This is a genomic window from Leptospira sanjuanensis (assembly GCF_022267375.1).
Classification (GTDB): Bacteria; Spirochaetota; Leptospiria; order Leptospirales; family Leptospiraceae; genus Leptospira; species Leptospira sanjuanensis.
In genome coordinates, this window is sequence record NZ_JAIZBH010000001.1 from 838,555 (window position 1) to 862,107 (window position 23,553).

The 23,553-nt window shown below is 46.4% G+C and carries 21 protein-coding genes; 5 read left to right on the top strand and 16 right to left on the bottom strand.

Annotation, left to right across the window (positions count from 1 at the left end; translation table 11 throughout):
* Window positions 1-22 precede the first annotated feature (22 nt).
* Genes recD through LFX17_RS03785 form a run of 3 tightly spaced genes read right to left on the bottom strand, consistent with a single transcriptional unit; the run spans window position 23 to window position 8,474 of the window.
* Entirely contained in the window at window positions 23-1,888 is a 1,866-nt protein-coding gene (recD, locus tag LFX17_RS03775; protein WP_238745112.1) for an exodeoxyribonuclease V subunit alpha, read from the bottom strand.
* On the bottom strand, window positions 1,888-5,067 hold the full coding sequence (locus tag LFX17_RS03780; protein WP_238745114.1) for a UvrD-helicase domain-containing protein: 3,180 nt from the start codon (window positions 5,065-5,067) through the stop codon (window positions 1,888-1,890). The genes recD and LFX17_RS03780 overlap by 1 nt, the downstream gene beginning before the upstream one ends.
* Window positions 5,064-8,474, bottom strand: coding sequence for an exodeoxyribonuclease V subunit gamma (locus LFX17_RS03785; RefSeq protein ID WP_238745116.1), 3,411 nt, complete (start codon window positions 8,472-8,474; stop codon window positions 5,064-5,066). Before LFX17_RS03785 ends, LFX17_RS03780 begins: the two co-directional genes overlap by 4 nt.
* A gap of 107 nt (window positions 8,475-8,581) precedes the next feature.
* Between LFX17_RS03785 and LFX17_RS03790 the strand changes: the two genes are divergently transcribed.
* Together LFX17_RS03790 and LFX17_RS03795 are read left to right on the top strand one after the other, a co-directional pair.
* Window positions 8,582-10,027, top strand: coding sequence for a RecQ family ATP-dependent DNA helicase (locus tag LFX17_RS03790; RefSeq protein ID WP_238747657.1), 1,446 nt, complete (start codon window positions 8,582-8,584; stop codon window positions 10,025-10,027).
* A 198-nt stretch (window positions 10,028-10,225) separates the two neighbouring features.
* Entirely contained in the window at window positions 10,226-11,314 is a 1,089-nt protein-coding gene (locus LFX17_RS03795) for a hypothetical protein (protein WP_238745118.1), read from the top strand.
* A gap of 99 nt (window positions 11,315-11,413) precedes the next feature.
* Here the strand turns inward: LFX17_RS03795 and LFX17_RS03800 are convergent, their stop codons facing one another.
* The 11 genes from LFX17_RS03800 to LFX17_RS03850 all read right to left on the bottom strand — a co-directional run bounded on the left by LFX17_RS03800 (window position 11,414) and on the right by LFX17_RS03850 (window position 17,444).
* The gene (locus LFX17_RS03800) at window positions 11,414-11,821 is read right to left on the bottom strand and encodes a DoxX family protein (RefSeq protein ID WP_238729096.1); all 408 of its coding nucleotides are present in this window, start codon (window positions 11,819-11,821) and stop codon (window positions 11,414-11,416) included.
* A 26-nt stretch (window positions 11,822-11,847) separates the two neighbouring features.
* Window positions 11,848-12,051: a hypothetical protein gene (locus LFX17_RS03805; protein WP_238745120.1), complete on the bottom strand. Its 204-nt coding sequence runs from the start codon at window positions 12,049-12,051 to the stop codon at window positions 11,848-11,850.
* A 55-nt stretch (window positions 12,052-12,106) separates the two neighbouring features.
* Complete coding sequence (locus LFX17_RS03810) at window positions 12,107-12,319, bottom strand: hypothetical protein (protein WP_238745122.1); 213 nt, start codon at window positions 12,317-12,319, stop codon at window positions 12,107-12,109.
* Window positions 12,316-13,842 carry an MFS transporter gene (locus LFX17_RS03815; protein WP_238729099.1) on the bottom strand — a complete coding sequence of 509 codons (1,527 nt, stop codon included), beginning with the start codon at window positions 13,840-13,842 and terminating at the stop codon, window positions 12,316-12,318. The genes LFX17_RS03810 and LFX17_RS03815 overlap by 4 nt, the downstream gene beginning before the upstream one ends.
* 12 nt (window positions 13,843-13,854) lie before the next feature.
* Window positions 13,855-14,409: a dihydrofolate reductase family protein gene (locus LFX17_RS03820; protein WP_238745124.1), complete on the bottom strand. Its 555-nt coding sequence runs from the start codon at window positions 14,407-14,409 to the stop codon at window positions 13,855-13,857.
* Between the two features lie 6 nt (window positions 14,410-14,415).
* On the bottom strand, window positions 14,416-14,877 hold the full coding sequence (locus LFX17_RS03825) for an SRPBCC family protein (protein ID WP_238745126.1): 462 nt from the start codon (window positions 14,875-14,877) through the stop codon (window positions 14,416-14,418).
* A 92-nt stretch (window positions 14,878-14,969) separates the two neighbouring features.
* The gene (locus LFX17_RS03830; protein WP_238745127.1) at window positions 14,970-15,518 is read right to left on the bottom strand and encodes an SRPBCC family protein; all 549 of its coding nucleotides are present in this window, start codon (window positions 15,516-15,518) and stop codon (window positions 14,970-14,972) included.
* Between the two features lie 25 nt (window positions 15,519-15,543).
* Window positions 15,544-16,017 (bottom strand): SRPBCC family protein, encoded by a 474-nt coding sequence (locus LFX17_RS03835; RefSeq protein ID WP_238745129.1) that lies wholly within the window; start codon window positions 16,015-16,017, stop codon window positions 15,544-15,546.
* A gap of 101 nt (window positions 16,018-16,118) precedes the next feature.
* Complete coding sequence (locus LFX17_RS03840; RefSeq protein WP_238729108.1) at window positions 16,119-16,598, bottom strand: SRPBCC domain-containing protein; 480 nt, start codon at window positions 16,596-16,598, stop codon at window positions 16,119-16,121.
* Between the two features lie 80 nt (window positions 16,599-16,678).
* Window positions 16,679-17,071, bottom strand: a complete 393-nt coding sequence (locus LFX17_RS03845) for a DoxX family protein (protein WP_118957648.1) — start codon at window positions 17,069-17,071, stop codon at window positions 16,679-16,681.
* On the bottom strand, window positions 17,052-17,444 hold the full coding sequence (locus LFX17_RS03850; protein WP_118957683.1) for an ArsR/SmtB family transcription factor: 393 nt from the start codon (window positions 17,442-17,444) through the stop codon (window positions 17,052-17,054). The genes LFX17_RS03845 and LFX17_RS03850 overlap by 20 nt, the downstream gene beginning before the upstream one ends.
* Window positions 17,445-17,688: 244 nt before the next feature.
* Here LFX17_RS03850 and LFX17_RS03855 point away from each other — a divergent pair, with 244 nt between their 5' ends.
* The 3 genes from LFX17_RS03855 to LFX17_RS03865 all read left to right on the top strand — a co-directional run bounded on the left by LFX17_RS03855 (window position 17,689) and on the right by LFX17_RS03865 (window position 20,557).
* Window positions 17,689-18,120, top strand: a complete 432-nt coding sequence (locus LFX17_RS03855) for an acyl-CoA thioesterase (protein WP_238729110.1) — start codon at window positions 17,689-17,691, stop codon at window positions 18,118-18,120.
* A 144-nt stretch (window positions 18,121-18,264) separates the two neighbouring features.
* Window positions 18,265-19,077 carry a class I SAM-dependent methyltransferase gene (locus LFX17_RS03860; RefSeq protein ID WP_238745132.1) on the top strand — a complete coding sequence of 271 codons (813 nt, stop codon included), beginning with the start codon at window positions 18,265-18,267 and terminating at the stop codon, window positions 19,075-19,077.
* Between the two features lie 133 nt (window positions 19,078-19,210).
* Window positions 19,211-20,557: a PP2C family protein-serine/threonine phosphatase gene (locus LFX17_RS03865; RefSeq protein WP_238745134.1), complete on the top strand. Its 1,347-nt coding sequence runs from the start codon at window positions 19,211-19,213 to the stop codon at window positions 20,555-20,557.
* Between the two features lie 30 nt (window positions 20,558-20,587).
* Here the strand turns inward: LFX17_RS03865 and LFX17_RS03870 are convergent, their stop codons facing one another.
* Both LFX17_RS03870 and LFX17_RS03875 read right to left on the bottom strand, forming a co-directional pair.
* A complete protein-coding gene (locus LFX17_RS03870; RefSeq protein ID WP_238745136.1) occupies window positions 20,588-22,165 on the bottom strand; it encodes an aldehyde dehydrogenase family protein in 1,578 nt (525 codons plus the stop codon).
* Entirely contained in the window at window positions 22,152-23,513 is a 1,362-nt protein-coding gene (locus LFX17_RS03875) for a proline dehydrogenase family protein (RefSeq protein WP_238745137.1), read from the bottom strand. The genes LFX17_RS03870 and LFX17_RS03875 overlap by 14 nt, the downstream gene beginning before the upstream one ends.
* Window positions 23,514-23,553 lie beyond the last annotated feature (40 nt).

A 23,553-nucleotide genomic window follows, 5' to 3' on the forward strand; every position in this document is an offset into this window, starting at 1 on the left:
GGAGAAAGCCTGAAATCGCAATCTAAATTCTAAAACCGGTATCGCGTTTTTGAGAATTGGCGATCCCTCTTTCCCATGTATTCGGATTGCCCGCGAGTATGACTTGGTTTTTCGCTCTCGTGATTCCGGTATAAAGGATCTGACGGTTGAGAAGCCGATGCGATCGTTCGTCTTCCGAGGATTCGGGATGATCGGGAACGTAGATTAGAATTGTATCATATTCCGATCCTTGACTTTTGTGAACGCTCATGACGAACGCAGGTTCGTGTTCGGGAAGGGTGTCGAGCGCGAAGGGGAATAGTTTTCCTTCGATCGGAAAAACGGCCCTTAATTCTCCCGTGGTTTCCATTCTCAGAACGATTCCGATATCCCCGTTGAATAACTTTCTACTCGAATCGTTTTGTGTGATCAAAATCGGAAGGCCGACGAAATACAAACGTTTGGAAAGTTTTTTCGGATATAGTTGCGGGTTTGTTTCGGATTCTTTTTTACGGAACAGATCCCGCGCCGCGAGATTCATGAGTTTATTTTGAACGGCTTCGACTCCCCAATAACCTTTTCTGAAAATCGTGAGACAACGGAATCGTTTTAATTCATTCTGAAATTTTTCAACGAACTCCGGCGCGTTCAAATCGACCGAGTCGTGCGTCTTCCATGATCCGATTTCCGAAATGCGAGGAAAAAGAATCTTATCCCAGAGAGTTTCCGCGAGCTCGTCTCTTGAAAAATGATCGGGAGTTTTGCTCGCCGAGTTCTGCAACCATACGACCTCGCTTTCATACGTCTTATCCGCGCCGAGAATATCGGTTCTTGGAAACGAATCGTCGATCCTTGTTCCGAGATTCAGATTTTCGGGAGAATAACGAAGAATTTCCTCGGCGAGAGTTACGATCTTGGATACGTTTCCCCTTGCGTTCGGTTTCTGGCGGTTGCTTTCTTCGAGTCTAGAAACGAAATTCTTTTTTTGGGATTCGAGCGTGGAAAGAAAATCGCTTAACACCGCGCCTTTTTCGACGGAAGGGAGTTGGTGCGGATCTCCGATCAAGATAAAACGAAAAGGAACGCCCGTCTCCTTCGGCTTTCGCGGAATCGCATTCCATAAAGAAAGCATAATATTCAGATCTACCATGGAAACTTCGTCCACGATGATCAATCGATGCGGAAGATAACGTTCCTTATTGTAGTAGAATCCGTTCAACGAGGGTTTGTAGGAAAGAAGTCCGTGAATCGTCTGTCCGCGTAAAGAACGGATCATTCGAGGATCTCCGATTTTTTGGAGATTTTCCTGGATCGACTCGGTCAATCGTTGCGCGGCTCTTCCGGTCGGCGCTACGAGCGCTATCTCTTCGGGAGGAGGGAGTTGTCCGATCGCATTCAAAATTTCTAATAAAAAGGCGACGACCGTGGTTTTACCGGTTCCCGGTCCTCCGCTGACGATCTGAAAGGAAGAATGCAGGCAGGAAAGAATGGCTTTTTTTTGTCCTTTTTTCAACGGGAAACTTTTGGCTTCCAGTGTATTTAGAATATCCTCGACTTTGCCGTGATCGAAGTTCGGTGCGGCTTCGTTTTGAATTCTTTCCCGTAAAAGGGATTCCAGTTCGATTTTACTCTGATACGTTTTTTCGAAATAAATCCATTCTTCGTTTTGGAATTTATCGACCGTGAAACCGGGAGGTTTCGTTTTTAAAAGATTTTTCCATTCTTTTTGAACCGGAACACAAAGGCTTCCTTCCTCCATCGCGACCCAAATCGCATTCAGAATTTCTAATATGATATTTTCATCCTCTTCGGAAATTCGTTTCGGTTGTTTTTTCTTCGAACCCGTTTCTTCGAGTTCGAGAATGTCGTTTTTCAGGCGTTCGATAAAATCGGAAAAGGATTCTTCCATCAAAGATCGTCCCCCCAGCGGATCGAAGTCAGTTCGCGGACGTTTTCCCGTATCCGCGAAATTCTTTTCAAATCCCAATCGAAGTCGCAATAAATTCCCGAGTTCGTCTCGGCTTTCATTCCTCTTAGAAAAAAGTAATATACTCCTCCGAGTTTTTGAATGGCTTCGTTCGGACCGAATACGTTTTTCAGATATTCATAAAGGATCATCGCGTAGATGTCCCGTTGAAGATCGTATCTGCTTTCCGCGTTTTCGACGTTTCGTTTTAACGATTCGGGGGAATAATCGTCGAGCAGGTTCGATTTATAGTCCGCGAGATAAAACCGATCGCCGATTCGAAACACCAAATCGATCGAACCTTTTAAAAAATTTCCCGGCCCGTTTTTTTGCGGATCCAGATCCAAGTGAAAATCCATTTCCGAAATCCGATTTTCTTTCGCGATATCAACGAGTTGAAACGTGGCGCTTCCGGGGAGCGGAACGTTTGCGTTTAATGAATTCCAGAGAATTTCGGCGGCCCTTTGCCGATAGATTTCCTTTTCGGTGTTCGTATTTTTTCTTTGTGCGTCCGAGATCGGAAAGAATTCAAGGTGGTGATTCATTCTGGAAAGAATTTTCTCGTCGTTCAGAATTCGTTTCGGATGATCGACTTTGAATCTTGAAAAATCGGATTCTTCCAAAAGAACGTGTAGAAACGATCCGGTCGCCGCGGAAGACGGAAGCGCGTCCAGGATCAAATCTCCGGTGTCTTCCGCGTCGTCCGACTTGAAAACTCTTGTTTCTTCCAAGGTTGAAACGGCGATCGCATCCGAAGTTACGTTTGCCCTGGTCCTCAAAGAGGAATAACTGTGGAGTTGGATCGTTTTCGGATCTTCCGATTCCTGATGGAGCAACGGCGAAAAAGAAAATTCCTCGTTTGCGATCGTACTGCGTTTGTTCGGGTCGCTTTGATCAAAAGGTTGTTGCGTCCATACGACTTGCGTAAAGAGATTCGGATCGGGATCGTTTTCCAGAATATGCGCGAGTCGAGGATAAAGAATTTTATAATATGCTGAATCTCTCGTTTTGACGTGATTCACGGGAGTGTAAAAGGGAAGATACAACCTCGCTTTGGGACGCGTGATTCCCACATACAAAAGCCGTTTGTTTTCGTTCCAGGATTGATACGAATATTCTTTTTTGCTCGTGTCGATCTCGTCTTCTTTGTCCCAGAGGCTGAGTTTCCAAAACCGTTCTCCGTTTTCCATATACGGATAATCGTAGACGTCGGGGATGAAATTTCCGGAAAGATTGAACAAGAATACGACCGGCCACTCCAATCCTTTGGATGCGTGCAACGTGAGAATTTGAACCGCGTCCTTTTCGGTTTCCTTTTCGAAAAGAGGCAATTCCTCCTCGTTTTTCGAGCCGCTTTGAAGCCGTTTTAATTCCTCTAATATTTCCTCGAGATCCGCTTGGTTTACGATTTGAAACTGAAGAAGCTTGCGGAAGATCTGTCTATAGTTCGTCCGTTTTCGTTCCCAGTCGATGTCCGTCGTTTCTTCCGTTAAAAAGATTCTGCTGTCTTCTTCGATCGATCGGAATAATTCCGCAAACTTGCGATCAATGGCGAAAGTTTTCCATCGATCCAAGGTCGTCTTTTCATACGAGTCGATGGAATGTTCGTCAAAGGCGGAAAGATGTTCCGGATGAACCTGGAAAAGATCGCCTAACAAGAGTTTGCGATAGGAGGAAGGTTTGTTCGGATCCAATAAACATTCCAAGATGTTCGAGATCTGATACGATTCGGGGGATTGATAGATCCCTTCCTGTTTGTAGAAGGAACAGGGAATTCCTCTGAGTTTTAAGGATTGTTCTACGAGTTTTCCTTCGGCCTTTCCTCTCACTAAAATCGCGATCTCCCGGAAGTTCAGTTTCTTTTCTTCGAATTCGTCCTTTGCTGTTTCCGCGTTTGAAACAAGATATTGAAACGGTTTCTTTTCGTCCGTCAGCTTGAGAATTTCTTCCGCGATGAACTGCGCCCAAGCGCTTTTTGCATCGTCGGTTTTCCAAAATTCCCTGCCTTGAAAACGAACGATATGAATCGGGCCTTGTTTGTGCTTGTCGCTTAACAAAATTTTGAAATCGTTTTCGGGAGGCAGTACGGGTTTGTAAACGATCGGAGTAGATTCGAAACCTCGTTCGACGATCGGGAAAAAACTCTGTTCTCCCGCTTTGCCGCCGAAGATTTCGTTGTAAGCGGAGATCAACTCGGGAACGGATCTGTAATTGACGTTCAACGGAATTTCGACCGCTCGGTGCGATTTCAATTCCTGTTCCGCCTGAAGATACGTTCCAATATCCGCTCCTCGAAACCCGTAGATGGATTGTTTCGGATCTCCGATCAGATACAACGCACGTTCGGAAGTTTCATCTCCGCTCGGTTCCAAAAAAAGCCGGGAAAAAATTTCGTATTGAACCCGATCCGTATCCTGGAATTCGTCCAGGATTCCAATTCGATAACGGCTTTGCAGCGCTCGAAGAAGATGTTCGTTTTGCAGAGAATCTCTGGTCTTGAGAATCATCCGATCGTAACTCATCCATTCTCCCGTTTGAAATTCCTGTTCGACCATTTCCGCGGCGATCAGTGCGGTCTTTTGTACAAAGGTTTCCGCGCTCATCGGAGTCTTGTCGTTGCGATACGGATAACGTTTGCCTCCTAGAAGTTTGGAACCGGCGGTAAGAATATTCTCTTTTTTTAATTTATAATCCGATAAAGAAAGGAATTGTTCGAGATCAGCGGACGCGACCCAAGGTTTCCATTCCTCGTGTTGCAGTTTGTATAATGCAGCCTCGAGACGTTCTTTCGAATCGGTGAGAATCCACTGGGAAGGAGTTTCGGTTTCGACCGGATATTCCTGAAGGATCATATTACAAAAACCGTGTATAGTCGAGATCGTAACCTGATCAAGTTCCTTCGCTTCTTTTGTAAGATTAGCTTGGAGAAGTTTTTTTCTCAGTCGTTCTTTGAGTTCGCCTGCAGCTTTTTCGGTAAACGTGAGGATCAGGATTTGAGTCAGAGGAATCCTATGCTCTAAAACGAGATCGCCCACGATTTCCATGATCGTGTATGTCTTACCGGTTCCCGCGGAGGCTTCGATAAAACTGGATTTCAACGGATAAGGACGCGATTGTTTCATAGATCCTTTTTCCAATCCAGAAGCGGTTTGTAAAAATTCTTTGCCCAAGCGATTCGAGATTTCAGAATCAAGTCCGGTGTTTTCGGATAGAGTTTTACGAGAGGAGAAAGTCCTTCCTTCACGGAACTCAGTTCCTCTTTCAGAAAGTCGATCCACGCGGATTCATCGTCGAACTTAACCGATCGATCGGGGGATTTATTTTTGCCCGTTCCGCCTTGGATGTTTTTGACGTAATAATTAAGAAAGGCTCTTCTCGGAAAAAAGACTGGTTCTTTTTTCAGATAGTCCATTAGAATTTTTGCAAGGTATTCGACTCCGAGATCGGAGCTTTCGATTTCGTATTGAAGTTCGAGAGAATTCTTCTTTTTGGATTCTTCTTTCGGACGCGGTTTGAAGGAATAGATCTTGAAGTTTTCGTTGGACGAGGCGAATGCGACTCCGGTTAAAAACGGGAAACTCATCACCTTCCAATAATCCTTATAACCGAAATAGTCGTCGCTCGGTCTTTCTTCCAAACTCTTGGAAAAGAGCCAATATAAATTCCCTTCTTTTTCTATGACGTGTTCCCATTCGCCTTTGATGGAAACCGAACCGTCGTCCAAAGGAACTTTCAGCTCGGGAAGCTTTTTGCAGATTGCGTCGGGTAGTCCCGTGTCGCCTAAACTCAAGTAAGGATAATACTTTCCTCCTTGAAAGAGGGGCTTCCATTCGGAAAGAAGTTTGCTCGTCGTTTCCAAATAATCCACGAGATCGGTTTCTTGAATTTTGCCGAACACGGATTGGGGAAACTGCGCGGAGATTTTTTCCTTTTCAAGAATGGGGGATAATACCTCCGAAATTTTTTCGCGGGTCCAATCCCAAGATTCGTTTGCGACCAAACTCGGTATCATAAGCGCATGCACTTTTTTTAATAGAGTCGCTTCGGCGATCGCGTCCAAATCGAACGGTTCCTTTTCGTCTTTTCCCGTTTCGTCCTCGTCCAAATACATTCCGAGTTTTCGTTTGAGATACGTGTCGAGTGGGTCGCTCAAAAATTGTGAAAGTTCGCGTACGTCCACACCCGAACGGGAGAATTCGATTTCGTTTTTAACAAGGCGATTCGGATCTTGAAACCTCTTAAGAACGGGTTGATCCTTTCGGTTTCCGTTCACCCATACCCTTGCAAAGTCGTAACTCACAAGGCCTTGATCGAGTTCTTCGGGAGTATGTTCGTATTTTATACTATACGAATGCAGTGGAAGTTTGAGAGCTTCTTTGATCCGCATCGCTTCCATGATCTCAAAAAGATGCGAACAGGGTTCGAATGTTTTGTCTTCCTGCAAATTCTTGCCTACGTAACTGAAGGTTAACGATTCTTTTGCGGAATGGATCGTTTCCCAGAGAAGGGATTCCTGAATTTCTCTTCGGGAAATATCCCAATCCTCTTTGTGATCCTTTCTTAGATTGAGTTGAGAGCGGTCGTTCGAACCGGGAAACTTTCCTTCGCCGAGTCCGAGAATATAAACGTGTCTAAACGGAATCGGCCGCATCGGCTGGAGCAGAGAAATCGTCACGCCGCCGGTGAGATACGCTCCTTTGCGATACGGGATCTGATCGAAGATCTGTTCGGTGATAAATCGAAGGAGCGCGATTCCTTCCTCTTGATTTTGCAAAAGGATTCCTTCCCATTCGGAAAGCGATTCCAGCCAACTCTGAAATAATTTTCCTTCCTGTTCGTATTCTTCCGTGAACTCGAAGAGTTCTTCGAGAGCGGAACGAACGTTCCTTAGATAATCGGAAGTCCATCGAACGTTTTTATTCTGCGGTGCAGGCATGGAGACGATCTCTTTTTTTGCCCGCAGAATTTTTTCCCAAAAGATCGTAAGTACGGAAGAATTCTCCTCCGATTGAATGCGGATCGGAGCGATCTTGAATTTGTTCCAAGCGGTATCATCCGAAAGAATGGAGGAAAGACGAATGCGTTTGAGTCCATTAGAAATTTGGAATGAATCTTTTTCTCTTCCCGATTCCTCGTATTGAATTCCCGAAGTTTCGATCAGAGTTTCCAGATCTAAAATCGTTTGCGGATGAAGACGGATTTTATTTTGCAGAAGAGGGTTTCTTAAAAGTTTGAGAAGTCCGTTCTTATCGATGGAATTCCCCGAACAAATCTCCCAAAAATGCATCAATCCCCGGTACAAGAGCGAAGCGTCGTTCGCTTTGATGTCCGTCAAAGAATAGGGGATTTTTTTGCGGATCGGATCGTTCGTTTCCTTCGTCTGCAGAAGAATTCCTCCGTCAAACACCCATTCGACGGCGGGTCGATACGTTTTCATATCGGTGACAAGAATCGCAAAATCGAGATACGTCAGACTTCGATCCCGATTCATCTTATGGAGAATATCGTTTGCGACGCATTCCGTTTCCCGATACGGAGAAGGCGCGTTCCAGAAACGAACCGAAGCGTCTTCTTTTGAGTCGGACACGTTAGTCGCTCTTTCTTCTCCTGCGAGAAATTCCCGAAGCAGTCCCAGTTTTTTCGGATACGAATGGGAATTCTCCAGATGTTTGGATATCGCTCCTTGAACTCCCTTCATTCTTGCGGCGAGATGAATCTGGGGTGCGGCCCATCGTTCCGGATCGGTGATCTCCGCGCGGATCGTCTTTGTCGCGCCCGTATGAAATTGATAGAGATAGATCGGGAGTTTATCCGTCGTAGAAAGCGATTCTAAAATTCCTAAATACGTATCCGCGAGATTGGACAAACAAAAGAGATGTAACGAAGGAAAGTTCGACGGGGCAGTTTTCGGTTTCTTTTTCGATTCCTGTAAAAGAAATTGAACGAGCGTGCTCGGTTCTTTCGATCGCAGGAAAACGTTTTGATACAACTTCTTTTGAAAAAGATAATATTCGTCCTCTTTCGGAAACGGAGTCGGACGGTGCGAGATCGACGGAATTTCGAAACCTTTTTCCTTGGCCCAGTTTTGAATCCAGGAAGATCGGTTTAATTCGTAATCTTTATAAAGCGAAGTCAGTTTTGCGCTGAGTGAAAAAGCGCGCGATACGCCGCTGAGATACGAACGCAGAAATTTCGTTTCTTCCGAGTTTTTGTTTTCGATCAGATGCGTAAGTATCTTTCTTTGATTGGCTTCCTGGCTCGGAAAAACGCGCTCGAACGGATCGTAATTCAAATCCGATCGAAGATGATAGTATTCCTCCAAAGCCTTTTCGAGAAATAAAAAACGGAGATTGGCGGAAAGTCCGTCAATCCGAGACAAATTCAGATTCAGCCAGAGTTTCATGTTCGTGCTCGGAACGACGATCACGGGAGCGTGCAGCGGAAATCGTTTTCGTTCCGATAGGATGTTTTTGGAAAGCTCGACCGCGATGTCTTCGAGCGATAGACTTGTGATATGAGTGATGGACAAACGTATTCTCCGCGGTCTCCGAATTACGAGCATTCCAAGAAATCTGCGGCCTGGCAAGTATTACATTTTCTCTTGCGTTCGAAGATCGGTTGCAAATTCTAATCTCAATGACTTCTTTGACTCCGATCAAAGCTCTTTTCGGAATTTCCGAGTTTCGAACTTCTCAAGAGAGAATCATTTCGGACATTCTTTCGGGAAAGAATTGTCTCGTCATCATGCCGACCGGAATGGGGAAGTCGATCTGTTATCAGATTCCCGCTCTTGTAATGGACGGTCTTACGATCGTTCTTTCGCCTTTGATCGCGTTGATGCAGGATCAGGTTTCCAAATTAAAGAAGCTCGGAATCGACGCGTGTTACATCAACTCCTCTCTTTCCAAAGAGGAACGTGTTCAAAGTTACGAGAATCTAAAACGCGGAAAATACAAGATCGTATACGTTTCACCGGAACGATTTCGTAAAAAGGAATTTTTGGATTCTCTTCAAGAACGAAAGGTTTCCCTGCTTGCGGTCGACGAAGCTCATTGTATCAGCCAATGGGGTCACGACTTTAGACCGGATTACACGAAGATCGCGGAGTTTCGGGAAATTCTCCGCTTCCCGACGACGATCGCGTTAACCGCAACCGCGACGCTCGAAATTCAAAAAGACGTGATTCTTCAGATGGGACTGAAGGAATCGGAGATCGAAATCTACAACGAAGGGATCTGCCGTCCGAATCTGTTTTTGGACGTCCGCACCTTCGTCGACGAACCTTCCAAATCGGACGCGGTTCTCGATTTGCTAAAACGACAAAAGAAGAGCACCGTCGTTTATTTTAATCTCATCCAAAATCTGCAGAAATTCAGCGAGAAGCTCGACGTTCAAAAAATTCCGCATCGCATCTATCACGGCCGTTTGGCTCCCGATCAAAGAAAGAAGGTTCAGAATCGGTTTTTAAAATCGGAGGATACGATTCTTCTTGCGACGAATGCGTTCGGAATGGGAGTCGATAAACCGAACATACGCACGATCGTCCACGCGGAACTTCCTTCTTCTTTGGAAAGTTATTATCAGGAGATCGGGAGGGCGGGAAGGGACGGTCTTGCTTCCGATTGCCACGTGTTTTACAATCAGGACGACCTAACGGTGCTGATGGATTTTATCGAATGGCAAAATCCGGACGCGGCTTTTATCGCAAGGGCGTATCAAACCATGCAACGTCTCGGTGAAAAATTATCTTCGATCGAATATGACGAACTTCAATCTTTGATCGTTCATAAAAATCGGGGGGATCATCGACTGCAGACGGTTCTCAATTTGTTCGAAAGACACGGGGTCACTTCGGGAGAGTTGGATAAGAATTCCTTAAAGTTGGAGACTTCTTTGCCGGACGCTCTTTGTTCCGCGGAAGAACTCGAACTTAGAAAGAAGACGAGCTTGAAACGTTTGTATCAGATGCTTCTTTATTTAAAATCGGAACGATGCAGAAGGGAATTCGTCTACGAATACTTTGACGCTGCGTTTACGGAATGCGGCAACTGCGACGTTTGTAAAAATTCCACCGTTAATTGACCCGGAATTCGTTTGTCGGTCCAAATTTCGGCATCCAAAAAAAGATTGCTTTGTATCCGTCGATGTTTCTCACCAAGTCACAAGGACGATAAAAAAGCGGAACAGAGTCGGAAATAAAAAATTGAATCTTCTTTTTTCGGATTCGATTCTTGTCCGACTTGCGGTGGGGATCGATACCACCTTTTAAAAGAGGTGTTTATGATTCGTAAGTGGATGTTCTTCTTTCTTTTTGGTTCGATCGTCAATTGTGCTGGTTGGGAACGTTTGGTTTCTCCATCCCGCTGGGAAAGGATCGGCACCCCTCAGTATAAAAACGCGCAGGTTTTCGTGATCGATCCGCAAGAGGACGTTGAAATCGAAGCGGAAGAAGGAACGAAAATCCGCTTTCCGAAAGGAAGTCTTCTCGCGCAGAACGGAGGTCTCGTAAGTTCTCCGGTGAGAATCGAAATTTCCGAATATTATAAAAACGAAGATATATTGCTCAGCGGTTTGACCACTGTTTCTTCGGGACGTCCGATTCAAACCAAGGGAATGATTTCTTTAAATGGTTATATGGAATCCGGCGGAAAAGTAAAAGTGAATCCGAAAAATCCTCCGCAGGTTTCGTTCGCTTCCTCCTTCGAGCCGGGTTATGAAATGTTTTACGGAACCAAAAACGGCGATGGTGTTTTGGATTGGTCGACACAAACCGCAAAAACGACGAATACTTCCGGTTTGGAAATGGACAATGATTTTGCCGCAACTGCCAAGAATAATACGCAAGAAAATTTGAATATTCTAAATATGGAAAACCGTAAGAATGAATCGAAGGGGAATCGGATGGTTCTCGCCAAATATCAGAGCGCCTCGTATGCGGATTCTACGGAACGGATTACCGAAAGCAGACCCGCGGAACGGCGGGTTCCCGCACAGAATTCGTATTATTATCCGATTTTAAACTTCGGTTGGATCAACTGTGATCGCTTTTTGTATATGGGATTGAAACTGATTCCTTTAAACATAGATACGAATTATCCGACTTATGAAGATGAGACGACATATCTCCTCATCATTCCTTCCGTGCGATCCGTCCTTCCCGCGTATAAGGATGCAAACAATCGGGTTTATTTTCCAAACCTTCCTCCCGGAGAAAAAACGATCCTTTATGCTTTGAAAAAGTCGGGCGTTACCCGTTGGCAGGTTTGGATTCGTGAAACGGTCGTAGGAAAGGAAGACAAACTTGTTCCTGAATGGGAATTGGTGGGCCCGAAAACCTTGGAAAAAAGAATCCGTTCTTTGAATTTTTAGAAAAAGAGCGACAAGGGCGGACGGAGAAAGGCGGCGTTCGAATCCGCCTTGAATGCGCGGGAGAAACGGACGACGTTTACGGCCGTCCGTTTTATTATATTATTCTTTGATAATGTATTTATCCGCGGAAAACTTCCCGCTTCCTAAAACGAACACCACAAAGGACAATAAAAGATAGACGAACGGAAGATTCTTCGCTTGAAACGGATCTTGTGCGTGCGCCATAAAAAACGCGACGAACATCGTGATGAAGATCGGGATCACCGTAAGACGCGTCAAAAGTCCGATCACGATAAAAATTCCGCAAAAGAATTCCGCGAACACGACGAGAATCAGCGAAGTCTTGGAGCCGATTCCGATCAAATCCGGAAACATAGGGAGAATTTGGTCAAAGCCGACTAACTTCGGATAGCCGTGGTAGATGAAAAGGCCTCCGAAAATCAATCTAAGCAGAAGGGCCGCGACGTCCGAGCTGATAGGTTGAAGTCCTAATAGTTTATCTTTCATGTTTTTTCCTCAAAGATTCCTTTCTTTTAAAACAGCAGAGACTGTATCATGGAGATATATTCCGGCTTCAACCTTTTTTCGGATTTGCGGTCCGTTTTATATTTTGTCTTTCGAGAAGGACGTTTTTTCCGTTTGAAGGCGAGCGGATGAATCAACAACCGCCCCGTCTTTGTTCCGGATTCTTCCGCGGACGGATCCGCTTTCCCTTCGTCTTTGATTCCCTTTTTCATAGCGCACTCCCGTCTTCTTCGTAGTACGAGATTCGTATTTTTATACTATAAAATTCTAATGGAGAACGCATCGTGGGTCTGTATTCTCCGCCGACTCTAAGATCGATTTCACATTCAGGATTCTTAAAATTCTTCGCGCCCGCAATTGTGCCACGTGTTTGGGCGTTGTCGAAACCTTGCAGACGAGCTTTCTCGGCGCGTCTAAGATTCTCGTGAGAACGAGTTCCCGATCCGAAGTTTCGGCTTGAACGGAGTCGAAATCGCTCACGACTCTTCCCCTTTTTCCAAACTCTTTCTCATCGCGAAAACCGTCACGGCGAGCACCATCGTGATCGCAGCGCAGATCCAAGATACCAATTGGAACGAATCGGTGAACGCCTGTTTGGCGGGATCGAGAAGGGCGAGTCCGATCTGTTCGGGCATTTCCTTGGCTACGGCCACGGCGGCGCCTAACGTTCCTTTGGCGGGTGCGATCGACTCCGGCGTAATTCCCGCGAGACTCACGTTATCCATCCGGTTTTTATAAACCGCCGTGCCGATGCTTCCCAAAACCGCGATCCCGAGAACGCCCCCGAATTCCACGCCGGTTTCCGAAATCGAGGCCGCCGCTCCCGCTCTTTCCGGAGGTGCGGAACCGACGATCAGATCCGTTCCTAAGATTACAACGGCGCAGATTCCCAAGGAAATGATGATCGATCCGATCACTACATAAACGAGTCCCGAGCTGGAATCGACTAATGCGTAAAAGACGAGACCGATCATCGTGAGAATTAGACCGCCCGAAACTACGAGGATGGGTTTTATTTTTCTTACAAGCATAGGAACCGTAAGCGAGCCCACAACGTTGCCCGCCGCAGCAGGAAGAGTCCAAACTCCCGCCATCAGAGGAGATAGGCCCAATACCAACTGAAGATATTGTGCGAGGAAAAGAAAACTTCCGAGTCCCACGAAAATCGTCAGAGAGTTGGCGATGAGGGCCGCGCTGAATGCGGGCACCTTGAACAACTGCAAATCGATCAACGGATCTTTGAGCGATTGTTGTCTTCGAATAAAGAACGTTCCGATCAAAAAACCGGTACCTATAAAAAGAATCGGAAGAATTCCCCAGCCGTTTTCCGCGACTTGTTTTAATCCGTAGATGATGGATAAAACCGAACCCAAGGAAAGGAGCGCGCTCGGTATGTCGAGGCTGCCCGCGTTCGGATCCTTGAACTCCGGTAAGAGTTTCGGTCCGGCGATCAAAAGAAGAATCATCACCGGAACGCTGAGTAAAAACACGGAACCCCACCAGAAGTGTTCGAGAAGAAGTCCGCCGATCAAAGGGCCGATCGCTCCTCCAATGGAAAAGCTGGTTCCCCAGATTCCGATCGCAACAGTTCTTTGGTTTGGATCGAGAAACATATTACGAATCAAGGATAGAGTAGACGGGGCTAAGGTGGCCGCGGTGATTCCGAGCAACGCGCGAGTCGCGATCAGCATCTCGGCCGTCTTGGAAAACGCCGCAAGCACGGAAGCGATTCCGAATGCGGCGGCGCCGATCATCAGCAGTTTCCTTCTTCCGATACGATCGCCTAACGTGCCCATGGTGACCAAAAAACCGGCCACTAAAAATCCGTAGATATCCACGATCCACAAAAGCTGGGAACCGGTGGGTTTGAGATCCTCCGTGAGATGAGGAACCGCAAGATAGAGAACGGTCAAGTCCATCGCGTAGAGGAGACAGGGAAGAGCGATGACCGCCAGACCGATCCATTCTTTTCTTCCCGCGAGATTCGTATTTGTAGTGTTCATTTGTGTTGCTTCTTACGTTGTTTGATAATAGAGAAGAACGTTTCCGGATCGAAACGTCCTCGTTTGCGTCAGGTTTAATCTAATTCTTTGGTGAATGCCTTGAAGGAGAGGTTTCCCTCCGCCTAAGAGGACCGGGTTTACGAAAATTCTCAGTTCGTCGATCAGGCCTTCCTCGATCAACGGAACGCTCAAATCCGAACTTCCGAAAATTGCGATGTCCTTTCCGCGTTCGTTCTTGAGCGTTCGTATTTCTTCGATTAGGTTCGAGGATAGGAGTTTCGTATTGTTCCAATCGGCATTTTTTAGAGTTTTCGAATATACTACTTTTCTTAATTCGTTCATTTTTGCCGCTACGATCGGATCGTCTCGGAGCGCGTCAGAGGTCGTCCAATAACCGGCCATCAATTCGTAGGTGACTCTTCCGAAGAGGAGCGTATCGACGGAATTTAAAAAATCGACCGCGTATTCGTTGAACTCTTTGTCGACGACGTGCCAATCGATCGATCTTTGCGGGCCTTCAAAGTAGCCGTCCAACGAAATCATCTGTTGAAGAATCACTTTTTTCATACGGTTTTATCCCTGCATTCTCGCGAGTTCGGCTTCGAGCTTGTCGAAGTTTTGTTCGTTCCCTTGAATCACGACCTTCTTGGATCGTTCGCATTCTTCGACCGTCTCGAATAACATGCGAAAGGTGATTTTCGTTTTTTGCGGAGATTCCGTTTCGAACGTGGTCGTCACTCGGAACTTATGACCGGAAATATGATCGAATACGAGTTTTTCCGGCGCGTCGATCGAAACGAACACGCTGTGATTCGGATAATCTGTTCCATCGGGTCCGTGCATCGTAAAGCGCCAGTTGCCTTCCGGTTTTAAATCAAATTCGTAAAACGTGTTCGTAAACCCTTTCGGTCCCCACCAGCGTTGCAGATGATTCGGATCGGTCCAAGCTCGGAACGCCGTTTCACGCGGCGCGTTTACAATACGGACGCTCACGACTTCCCGATCGGCAACGACGGATTCGTTCGAATTAGTCATGACATTCTCCTTTAGATTTCTTGCATGTATTTCGGATCGATTCTGCTCGGGTAGAATCGCTTCCCCGAGCATTCGGAATTTACGATTTCCGTTTATTTTCCTTCCGCGATCGATTTCATGGAGTTTAAGCCTGCCTCGAAATCTTTTCCGATCATCTGATCCATATCGCAGAACAGACCGAACACTTTTGAGAAGAGTTGATTCTTGCCGTACATCGCCCAAGTCACTTTCGTACTTCCTTGCTCTTCGGTGAACGTGAACTCCGCGGTGTTGTGGGCTTCGAACGGTTCGAAAAAATCCAGCTGAATCTTAATTTTAGAGGGAGAATCCGCTTCTATGATTTCCATGCGGCCTTTGCCGATGGAATCGTTTCCCGCCCATTCGTAGATCGCTCCTTTGCCCGAAGCCGCCCCGCTGTAGGTTCGCTTCATCGCAGGATCCAGTTTTTCCCAAGGAGACCAACCAGTCCAAGTGCGATAGTCGTTTACGAGTGCGAAAACTTTTTCGGGCGAAGCTTTGATTTCGGCGGATCTTTCGTAACGAAAGTCGGCGGGTCTTGTGGAAGCAACGGCTAACGTGCCGAGGATAAACAGGATCAAAATCCCCGCGAGGGCGAGAAGGATTGTTTTTAGTTTCGACATTAGATTCTCCTAATATATTTTAAACTTATTGTTTTGCGAGATATTCACGGAGACGATCCAGAGTTTGATTGAGACCTTCGACCGCTCCGTATTTCTCGACGGTTTCGTTGCGTTGTTCAGCCGTTTTAAAGAGCATCGTCATATCCAAAGTCGTCTTTCCGTTTTTTTCGGAAAAAAGAACGGTGACATGAAAATCTCCCGGATGGTCTTCCCTATCCGAGCCGTGTTTATAAACGATCTTTGCCGGTCTTTCGATCTCTAAAAAAACGATGAGGTTCGGGTAATCCGACCCGTCCGGACCGTGCATGATAAAACGCCAGACTCCTCCCGGTTTTAGATCGAATTCTTGAAAGGTGTTCGTAAACCCTCTCGGTCCCCACCAATGATTGATGTGTTCCGGTTCGGTCCACATTTTGAAAACGAGGTCGCGGGGAGCGTCGAAGACTCGAGTCGCATGGATCTCTCTGTCCGCGGTGGAAGTATTGTTGTTTGCACTCATTCTTAACTCCTAATGGATTGTATAGATTTCTTTTTAGTAACGAAGGAAGCGATGCGGGCCGGAGTTCGTTTTCATCCGGCGATGCATCGGATCGTTTTTATTTACTTAAGAATCGCTTCGAGTTTATCGAGAGATTCGTTCCAGCTTGCGCCGGTCATTTCGCTGACCTCCGCCCCGGGAATTCCGGTATGACGCAGAGTGAATTTCGTTTTCCCTTGCTGATCTTCGAACAGAAGAGAAATCAAAAGAACCTCGGGCCATTCTCCCTCGATCCCGTAATGAGAAGCGGGAACCGGATTACCGTTCGAGTCCGCAAAGCTGTCGGTTTTAACGATCTTTTCCGGTCTTACGATTTCCTTATATTCTCCCGTGGACCAAAATTCGTTTCCGTCCGGAGCGCGCATGCAGAAGACGTATCTTCCTCCCACTCGAAAATCCATTTTGCAGTAAGGAGTGGTGAAGTTTTTCGGTCCCCACCACTTCATCACTTGTTCCGGATTCGTCCAGGCGTCGAAAACGGCTTCTCTAGGAGCATTAAATAATCGTGTGATTACCAATTCGTCTTTAGTCCGATTCGTCATTTTGATTCTCCTTTTCGTATCGTTTGTTCCTTCTATAGAAGGAAATTCTAATATTCAACAATAGTGAAGTAAGGCTTTCGTTACAGATGCCAAACCCCTTGGAGTCTGCGGCTTTCGGGACGAAGCGCCCAGGAGAAGAACACCAGCACCAACGCGATCAGAGGAGCGATTACGTGAAACGTTTCCATTCCGGAAACCGCGTTCGAGATGGAAGCCGCGGTAAGATTGATGAACATTCCCGCGTAAGCCCATTCTTTCACCAAGGCCAAACGAGGAGCAACGATGGCGATCGCGCCGAGTCCTTTCCAAACGCCGAGAAGCGTCGCGAAGTATAGAGGATAACCGAGTTGACCCATTCCCGCAACGACATCCGGCCCGCGTTGAATGTATGCGAATGCCGCAAAGCCGTAGTTCGCCGCCGTAAGTCCGGTTACGATCCAGTAGATGATGGTTTTAATTTTTTCCTTGTTCATTATCCGTTTTCCTTTCTTGATTTGTTTCTTTCTGACTTTGCTGGAGTTCCCGCAAATACTCGTCGAGCCGGTCCAGTCTCGCTTCCCACATCTGTCGATATTCATCGAGCCAGTCCGCCACTTCTTTCAACGGTCCCGCTTCCAGCCGGGACGGTCTCCATTGAGCTTCGCGACCTCGGGAAATGAGTCCGGCCCTTTCCAGAACCTTGAGGTGCTTGGTGATCGCCGGGAGGCTCATAGCAAAGGGTTCCGCAAGTTGCTTTACGGTAACCTCTCCATAACGAAGAGTCGCCAGGATTTTGCGACGAGTGGGGTCTGCCAATGCCGCAAACGTAAGGCTTAAGTGATCAATCTCTGCTTCTTGTTGAACCATTTGGTTAATTAACCTTTAGGTTAAATTACTTCCGAATCCGAGATTTGTCAACCCCTTTCGGAAGAAAAAGTCCAAACGGCGGGAGATACAAAAGGGGAGAACGGAAAGAAATAGATCCGAAAAAGAACGGTCGTCCACTCAATTCCTTTGGTTCTCCAACAAATAAATAATTTTATAACAAACTATTTGATCGATCTTTTCCTTCGTTTGGGAATGTTGGAAAAATAAATAGAGAGGTTATAGGATGGCGCTTCAATCAAAAGAGTTTCGATATGAGATCCCGGTTCTTTGGAGTCAATGCGACCCGAACGGTCATCTCAACGTAGGAAATTTTCAGGTGTTTCTTCATGAGGGAAGAATGGTGGCTCTCGAAGAAGCGGGTTATAGTTATACCAAACTACGCGATGAGAACGTAGGTCCGATGATTTTGCGTTCGGAAACCGATTACAAGGCCGAGATTCGTTATCCCGAGTCGGTGACCGTAGTTACGACTTTCGGGGATTTGGACGGCTCCCGCGTGAAGATCTTTCAAAAAATGATTCGTAAATCCGACGGCAAGGTCGCTTGCGATTCTGTGGCTTCCTGCATTCTTTTCGACTTCGGTAAAAAAAGACCGTGGAAATATCCGGCGGATTTATACGACGGTTTGGGATTTCGGGAAACCGCAACGGCATAAACGAACCCCGCAAACGCATGCAGAATTTTGAATGTTTCTTTCCTTGCGCAAAAACCGGAGTTGGTTCCAAGATTTCCGTTTCCGGCGCCCGAAATGTCGGATTTTGCTGGTAATATTTCGAGGAAGACATATAGATTCAGAATCATGTCCAATCCATTGTCGTCCGTCGAACCTTGGTCCTTAGTTGCGGAAGGATACACAAGGTCGACCAAACAGTTCTTAGAAGGGTTTTCTCTGAAAGCGATCGAACTTTTAAAACCTCAACCCGATTCGATCGTTCTCGACGTGGCGGCCGGGCCCGGAACCCTGGCCATTCCTCTTGCGCGTTCCGTACGGGAAATCCATGCGATCGATTTTTCCCAAGCAATGATCGATCAATTGAAACTAGGAATTCAAGAGGCAAGAACGACTAACGTGCATCCGTATGTGATGGACGGACAAAAACTCGAGTTCGAAGCGGATCGTTTCGACTTTGCGTTTTCCATGTTCGGTCTGATGTTTTTTCCCGATAAACTTCAAGGTTTAAAGGAAATGGTTCGTGTTCTCAAACCGCGAGGGAAGGTCGCGATTTCGGGCTGGGCTCCGATCGCGAATTCTCCCTTGATGCAATGTTTATTCGGTGCGCTTCGAAAAGCGAACCCGGATATTCCTGCTCCGCAAACCAATGTGCAGAGTTTTGAAAATCCGGATTATATCCGGGAACAACTAAGCGCTGCGGGTTTTCAGGATATAGAAATTCTTCCCTTTTCCAACTCGATCGAAGTCGTGGACGTAAAGGAATTTTTGGATACGATGATCGACGGGGGAGCTCCTCTTCAGTTAATGAAGAGCAGAATGAAAGAATCGGCTTGGCTCGAAAAAGAAAGAATTATGTTCGAACATCTGAAACAAGAATTGACCCGATTACCGGTTTCGCTTTCCTCAGAAGCTTATATCGCCACTGCAAAAAGACCGTAAGTCGAAGAGAACGGCCGATTTTTGAAAATCGGTCCGTTTCCATCGGAAAAAAGTAATTTCCTTTCCCGGATTCGAGTCCTAAATAATACCCCTTGTTGTGCGAACCGGTTTCGCTTTCAACGATCGATCCGTTATGTCCAAATTCGTAACCCAACTCAAAAAAACGTTTCGAAGCGAGATCACGTTTTCTCTCTTTCAAGGCGCGTTCGGAGTGTTGGTGTTCTGGATCGTGCTTCGGTATTTCATACGGGACGCTGTCACTCCCGAGCCGCAGTGGGTGATTCTGAATTTTCTTTATACGATCACGGTTACGTTATATTCTAATTTTAGAATGGTGACGGGCAGGTGGTCCGCGCTCTTGTGGGCCAACCGTTCCTTATTGTTATCGCTTCCTTTGCCCGCGTTTTACGGTTACTTCACGTATTTGGCGCCCGCGTATTTTCCTGTGATGTTTATCTTCGTCATCAGCATTCAGCTTCCGGTTTTGGGACTCGCCCGAGGAATTTATCTTACGCTTTGGTTTATCACGTATTACTTCGTTTTTTTCGGATTGCTCATCGTATTGAATCCCGAATATTTCCTAAGTCATCTCAAGTCGATCGCGGTTCTGTTCGGCGTTTTCTTTTTTATGCATCTCTGGCTTTTGCGCGCTTCCGAAAGCGTAAAGAATATGGGGAATCAGTTGACGAGGCATCTCGTCGAAACCAAAAAGCGCAAAAGGAATATGCATCGGCTGCATCGGATTCAAGCGATGGATCTGACTCTCGCGAGAAGGCTGCAGCAGAACGCGTTGCCGGATCTAACGCGTGTTCGACGAAACGATCTGCTTTTGAGTTCCAAATACTATTCGGTGGAAAAGATCGGAGGGGATTTTTACGACGTCATCGACTTAGGAAACGGGCAAACGGGTTTTTTTATCGCGGATGTTTCCGGGCACGGAGTCGCTTCCGCTTTGATCACGATGATGACAAAGGCCGCGTTCCGAAATCATTGTCAGGAAGCGGAAGAACCTTCCGATCTTTTGGAGCTGGTCAATCGATCCTTGTACGAGATGCTCGAAAAACAGGATCTGTTCGTAACCGCTTTTTATTGTATTTTAAATAGGAACGGCGTTTTGAAATATTCGAGCGCGGGTCATCAACCGGCCTTGATCGTTCGGGAAAACGAACCGCATACTCGGGAACTAAATACGAAAAACACGTTCGTTCTCGGGATCGAGCCGAACTGGAAATATTCCTCGACTTCTATCACATTAGAAAAGAATGATAAACTGATGTTGTTTACGGACGGACTGATCGAGGCGAAAAATAAGATGGGACGGAGTTACGGAGAATCCCGCTTTCTCGACTTTCTGTCGACAAACGCGGGAAGAAGCGGGGACGTTTTTTTGGATCTTTTGATGTTCGATCTGGAGGAGTTTATGGGAGGAAGAAGTCCCGAAGACGATATCGCCGTGCTTTGCGCCGATTATATTCCCTAAACGACGAACCGCGTGCGGAACTATTTCGTATTATTGAATCAGTTCCGCGGAAAAACCGCGCCGCATCGTGTTTTCCGTAATCGTGACCGGTTCTAAAAAACTTTTGAGATAATCGGGTCCACCGGCTTTGGCTCCGACTCCCGAAAGTTTGTATCCTCCGAAGGGTTGACGTTCCACGATCGCACCGGTGATCGCACGGTTGATATAAAGATTTCCCGCTTCGATCCTTTTTTTGACTTCCCGGATATGATCCGGATTTCTTGAATATAGACCTGCGGTCAACGCGTAGTCCGAATCGTTGGCTCTTTCGATCGCTTCGGTAAAATTGCGAACGCGAAAAAGAGTTACGATCGGTCCGAAAAATTCCTTATTTGCGAGATCGCCTTTCCAATCATTCGACTCGAAGATCGTTGGCGAAACGTAATGACCCGTATCCTTCAATCGGTTCGGAATCTCCTTTTGGAATACAATAGAATTCTTATGTTCTTGGAGGATCGTTTCCAAGCGGTTCTTGGATTCGAGATCGATCACCGGGCCGATTTTTGATGCGAGAATTTCGGGAGAATCCACGTTCAACGAGGAGACGGCTTCGATGAACCGATCGCGGAACGTATCGTAACAGGAATCCAACACGATCAATCGGGAAAGTGCGCTGCATTTCTGTCCTTGAAATCCAAACGCGGAATGAATCGCTCCCTCCACGGCCAAATCCAGATCCGCGTCCCCGTCCACGATCACCGGATTTTTTCCGCCCATCTCGCATAATGCGCGTTTAACGATTCTCGATCCAGGTTTTACGTTTCCGCATTCACGGAGAATGGAAAGCCCGACTTCTCTCGAACCCGTAAAGTTGATCACCGCGACTTCGGGATGTTTTACGATCTCCGCTCCGATTTCTTCTCCTCGTCCCGGTAAAAAATGGAAGGTTTCGGGAGGAACTCCCGCTTTTAAAAAGAGACGGTACAAATACAACGCGATCGCGGAGGATTGTTCCGCGGGTTTCAAAAGAACCGCGTTTCCGCAGACGAGAGGAGCCGCGCACATTCCGGTAAGAATGGCCGCCGGAAAATTCCAAGGCGCGATCACTCCCGCGATTCCCTTCGGTTTATACGAATAGAAGTTTTCTTCTCCGGGAAGATCCACTCTTTGTCCTCGGATGATCCGTTCGTATTCGATCGCGTAATATCTGCAGAAGTCCACCGCTTCCACGAGATCCGCTTCGGCTTCGGGAATATTCTTTCCGGTTTCTAAAAGCATCAAGGCACAGAGTTCGTTTTTGTTTTCAGCGATGAGATCGGCCGTTTTCAGAAGAATCGCGATTCTTTCTTGAGAAGAACGTCCGCTCCAGGATCGGAATCCCCCTTCGGAGGCGGTTACCGCCTTTTGAAGGACTTCAATGTCGCTTAACAAATATTGGGAAACGATTTCCTTTTGACGGGAGGGATTGTGGTGCGATTGTGTTTTGAGATTTTTGATTTCTTTGCCGGATACGATCGCCGGGACGAAGATAGGAAACGAGGTACGCGTTTTGGAAATCGAATCCGCGATCCATTCTTTGTTCGATTCTTTGGAAAAATCGCGCACGGGTTCGTTCTTAAAGTTTGTCATGAATCGTTTCCTTCGGGTTTTTCAAAAGATGCGCGTGTTCGATTCTTCCCGTTAAAAAGTTTCGTAAAAATCCCTGATTGGACGTGTTTTCCAGAAGTCTTCTGACGAGATACGCCATTCCGGGAAGAATCTCGCCTAACGGTGTGTATTCGCGAACCCGATATCCGAGCCGCGTCAAAACGGATTTGTAGGAATCTCCCATTCCGTAGAGCATTTGAATTTCGAAATCTCTCGGATTCAGTCCCTGTTTTTCCGCAAAGGAAAGAGCGAATGCAAGACTTCGAATATTATGAGAACCGAATGCGGAAAGAATGTTCGGAAACGATTCCAAAAGAAGCCGCGAGCATTCTTCGTAATTGAGGTCGGTTTCCGCTTTGCTTTCGAAAACAGGAATTTCCCAGCCTTTCTCTTTCGCTTTGATTACTTCGTACTCCCAATACGCCCCTTTTACGAGACGAACCGTGATCGGGACTCCGCGTTTTCCGGAATAGGCGATGATTCTTTGCAGATCCTCTTTGGAATTTTTCAAATAGGCTTGGATGACGACTCCGAAGTGGGGGTAGTCCTTGAATTCCTCTTCCAGAAAAATCTCTTCCGCAAGGGACATTAAGATTTCCTTATAGTCGAATTGTTCCGCGTCCAGATTGATGAACGCATTCTTTTCTTTTGCGAGCCTGAGGATCGGTCTGAGCCTTTCCTTGAGAACGGAAACCGAATTATCCTTTGCAAGGGAGGAGATTTGGGAATATAAACTCGAACACTTAACGGAAACGTTAACGGTTGGACAGGAACCGTAACTCGTTTGTTCGAAACCCGAAAACGAATCCAGATCGGACAATACTTCGAGATATTGTTTTTGATAGCGAAGCGCCTCCTTTTCGGACAAGGCGGCTTCTCCTAAAATATCGAGCGTAAAGACCCGGTTCTTTTTTCGGATGGAAAAAAGTCGGCGTTTTGCCTCGGTAAAATTTTTGCCCGCGATGAAGTTTTTAGATGCGTATAACACGAAAAAACGGACCGAGCTTCCCAATACAAAAGAGATCGGTGGAATGGAAATGCCAGTTCGTAAAAAGAAGCCGAGCCATTTCGGAATTTCCGTTTTTCCGTCTAGAAGATAAAGACTTAAATGATCCGTAATATCTTTCGAGGAGCGCAAGGAAGGCAAAACGTCCACAAATCGAAAGAGTTCGATTTTCAGTTTCGGATACCGAACGGAAAGACCCAACAGACGTTTGATCCAAAACTGTTTGGAAAACAATCCGGAAGATTGTCGTTCGTTTTGTTCGAATATTCGAACGCCTAAACGTTCGGTTTCAACTTCTAAATCTTCGGATGAAATCGTAATCATCTTGTCACCGTTCGGAAATACGGGTTTGAAATCGCGAAAA

Coding starts and splice junctions, on each gene's coding strand:
- LFX17_RS03800 (WP_238729096.1), bottom strand. CDS start 11,821: ATGAAAGATAAACTATTAGGACTTCAACCTATCAGCTCGGACGTCGCG.
- LFX17_RS03830 (WP_238745127.1), bottom strand. CDS start 15,518: ATGTCGAAACTAAAAACAATCCTTCTCGCCCTCGCGGGGATTTTGATC.
- LFX17_RS03865 (WP_238745134.1), top strand. CDS start 19,211: ATGTCCAAATTCGTAACCCAACTCAAAAAAACGTTTCGAAGCGAGATC.
- LFX17_RS03805 (WP_238745120.1), bottom strand. CDS start 12,051: ATGAAAAAGGGAATCAAAGACGAAGGGAAAGCGGATCCGTCCGCGGAA.
- LFX17_RS03790 (WP_238747657.1), top strand. CDS start 8,582: ATGACTTCTTTGACTCCGATCAAAGCTCTTTTCGGAATTTCCGAGTTT.
- recD (WP_238745112.1), bottom strand. CDS start 1,888: ATGGAAGAATCCTTTTCCGATTTTATCGAACGCCTGAAAAACGACATT.
- LFX17_RS03855 (WP_238729110.1), top strand. CDS start 17,689: ATGGCGCTTCAATCAAAAGAGTTTCGATATGAGATCCCGGTTCTTTGG.
- LFX17_RS03870 (WP_238745136.1), bottom strand. CDS start 22,165: ATGACAAACTTTAAGAACGAACCCGTGCGCGATTTTTCCAAAGAATCG.
- LFX17_RS03860 (WP_238745132.1), top strand. CDS start 18,265: ATGTCCAATCCATTGTCGTCCGTCGAACCTTGGTCCTTAGTTGCGGAA.
- LFX17_RS03780 (WP_238745114.1), bottom strand. CDS start 5,067: ATGAAACAATCGCGTCCTTATCCGTTGAAATCCAGTTTTATCGAAGCC.
- LFX17_RS03845 (WP_118957648.1), bottom strand. CDS start 17,071: ATGAACAAGGAAAAAATTAAAACCATCATCTACTGGATCGTAACCGGA.
- LFX17_RS03875 (WP_238745137.1), bottom strand. CDS start 23,513: ATGATTACGATTTCATCCGAAGATTTAGAAGTTGAAACCGAACGTTTA.
- LFX17_RS03825 (WP_238745126.1), bottom strand. CDS start 14,877: ATGACTAATTCGAACGAATCCGTCGTTGCCGATCGGGAAGTCGTGAGC.
- LFX17_RS03850 (WP_118957683.1), bottom strand. CDS start 17,444: ATGGTTCAACAAGAAGCAGAGATTGATCACTTAAGCCTTACGTTTGCG.
- LFX17_RS03840 (WP_238729108.1), bottom strand. CDS start 16,598: ATGACGAATCGGACTAAAGACGAATTGGTAATCACACGATTATTTAAT.
- LFX17_RS03795 (WP_238745118.1), top strand. CDS start 10,226: ATGATTCGTAAGTGGATGTTCTTCTTTCTTTTTGGTTCGATCGTCAAT.
- LFX17_RS03835 (WP_238745129.1), bottom strand. CDS start 16,017: ATGAGTGCAAACAACAATACTTCCACCGCGGACAGAGAGATCCATGCG.
- LFX17_RS03815 (WP_238729099.1), bottom strand. CDS start 13,842: ATGAACACTACAAATACGAATCTCGCGGGAAGAAAAGAATGGATCGGT.
- LFX17_RS03820 (WP_238745124.1), bottom strand. CDS start 14,409: ATGAAAAAAGTGATTCTTCAACAGATGATTTCGTTGGACGGCTACTTT.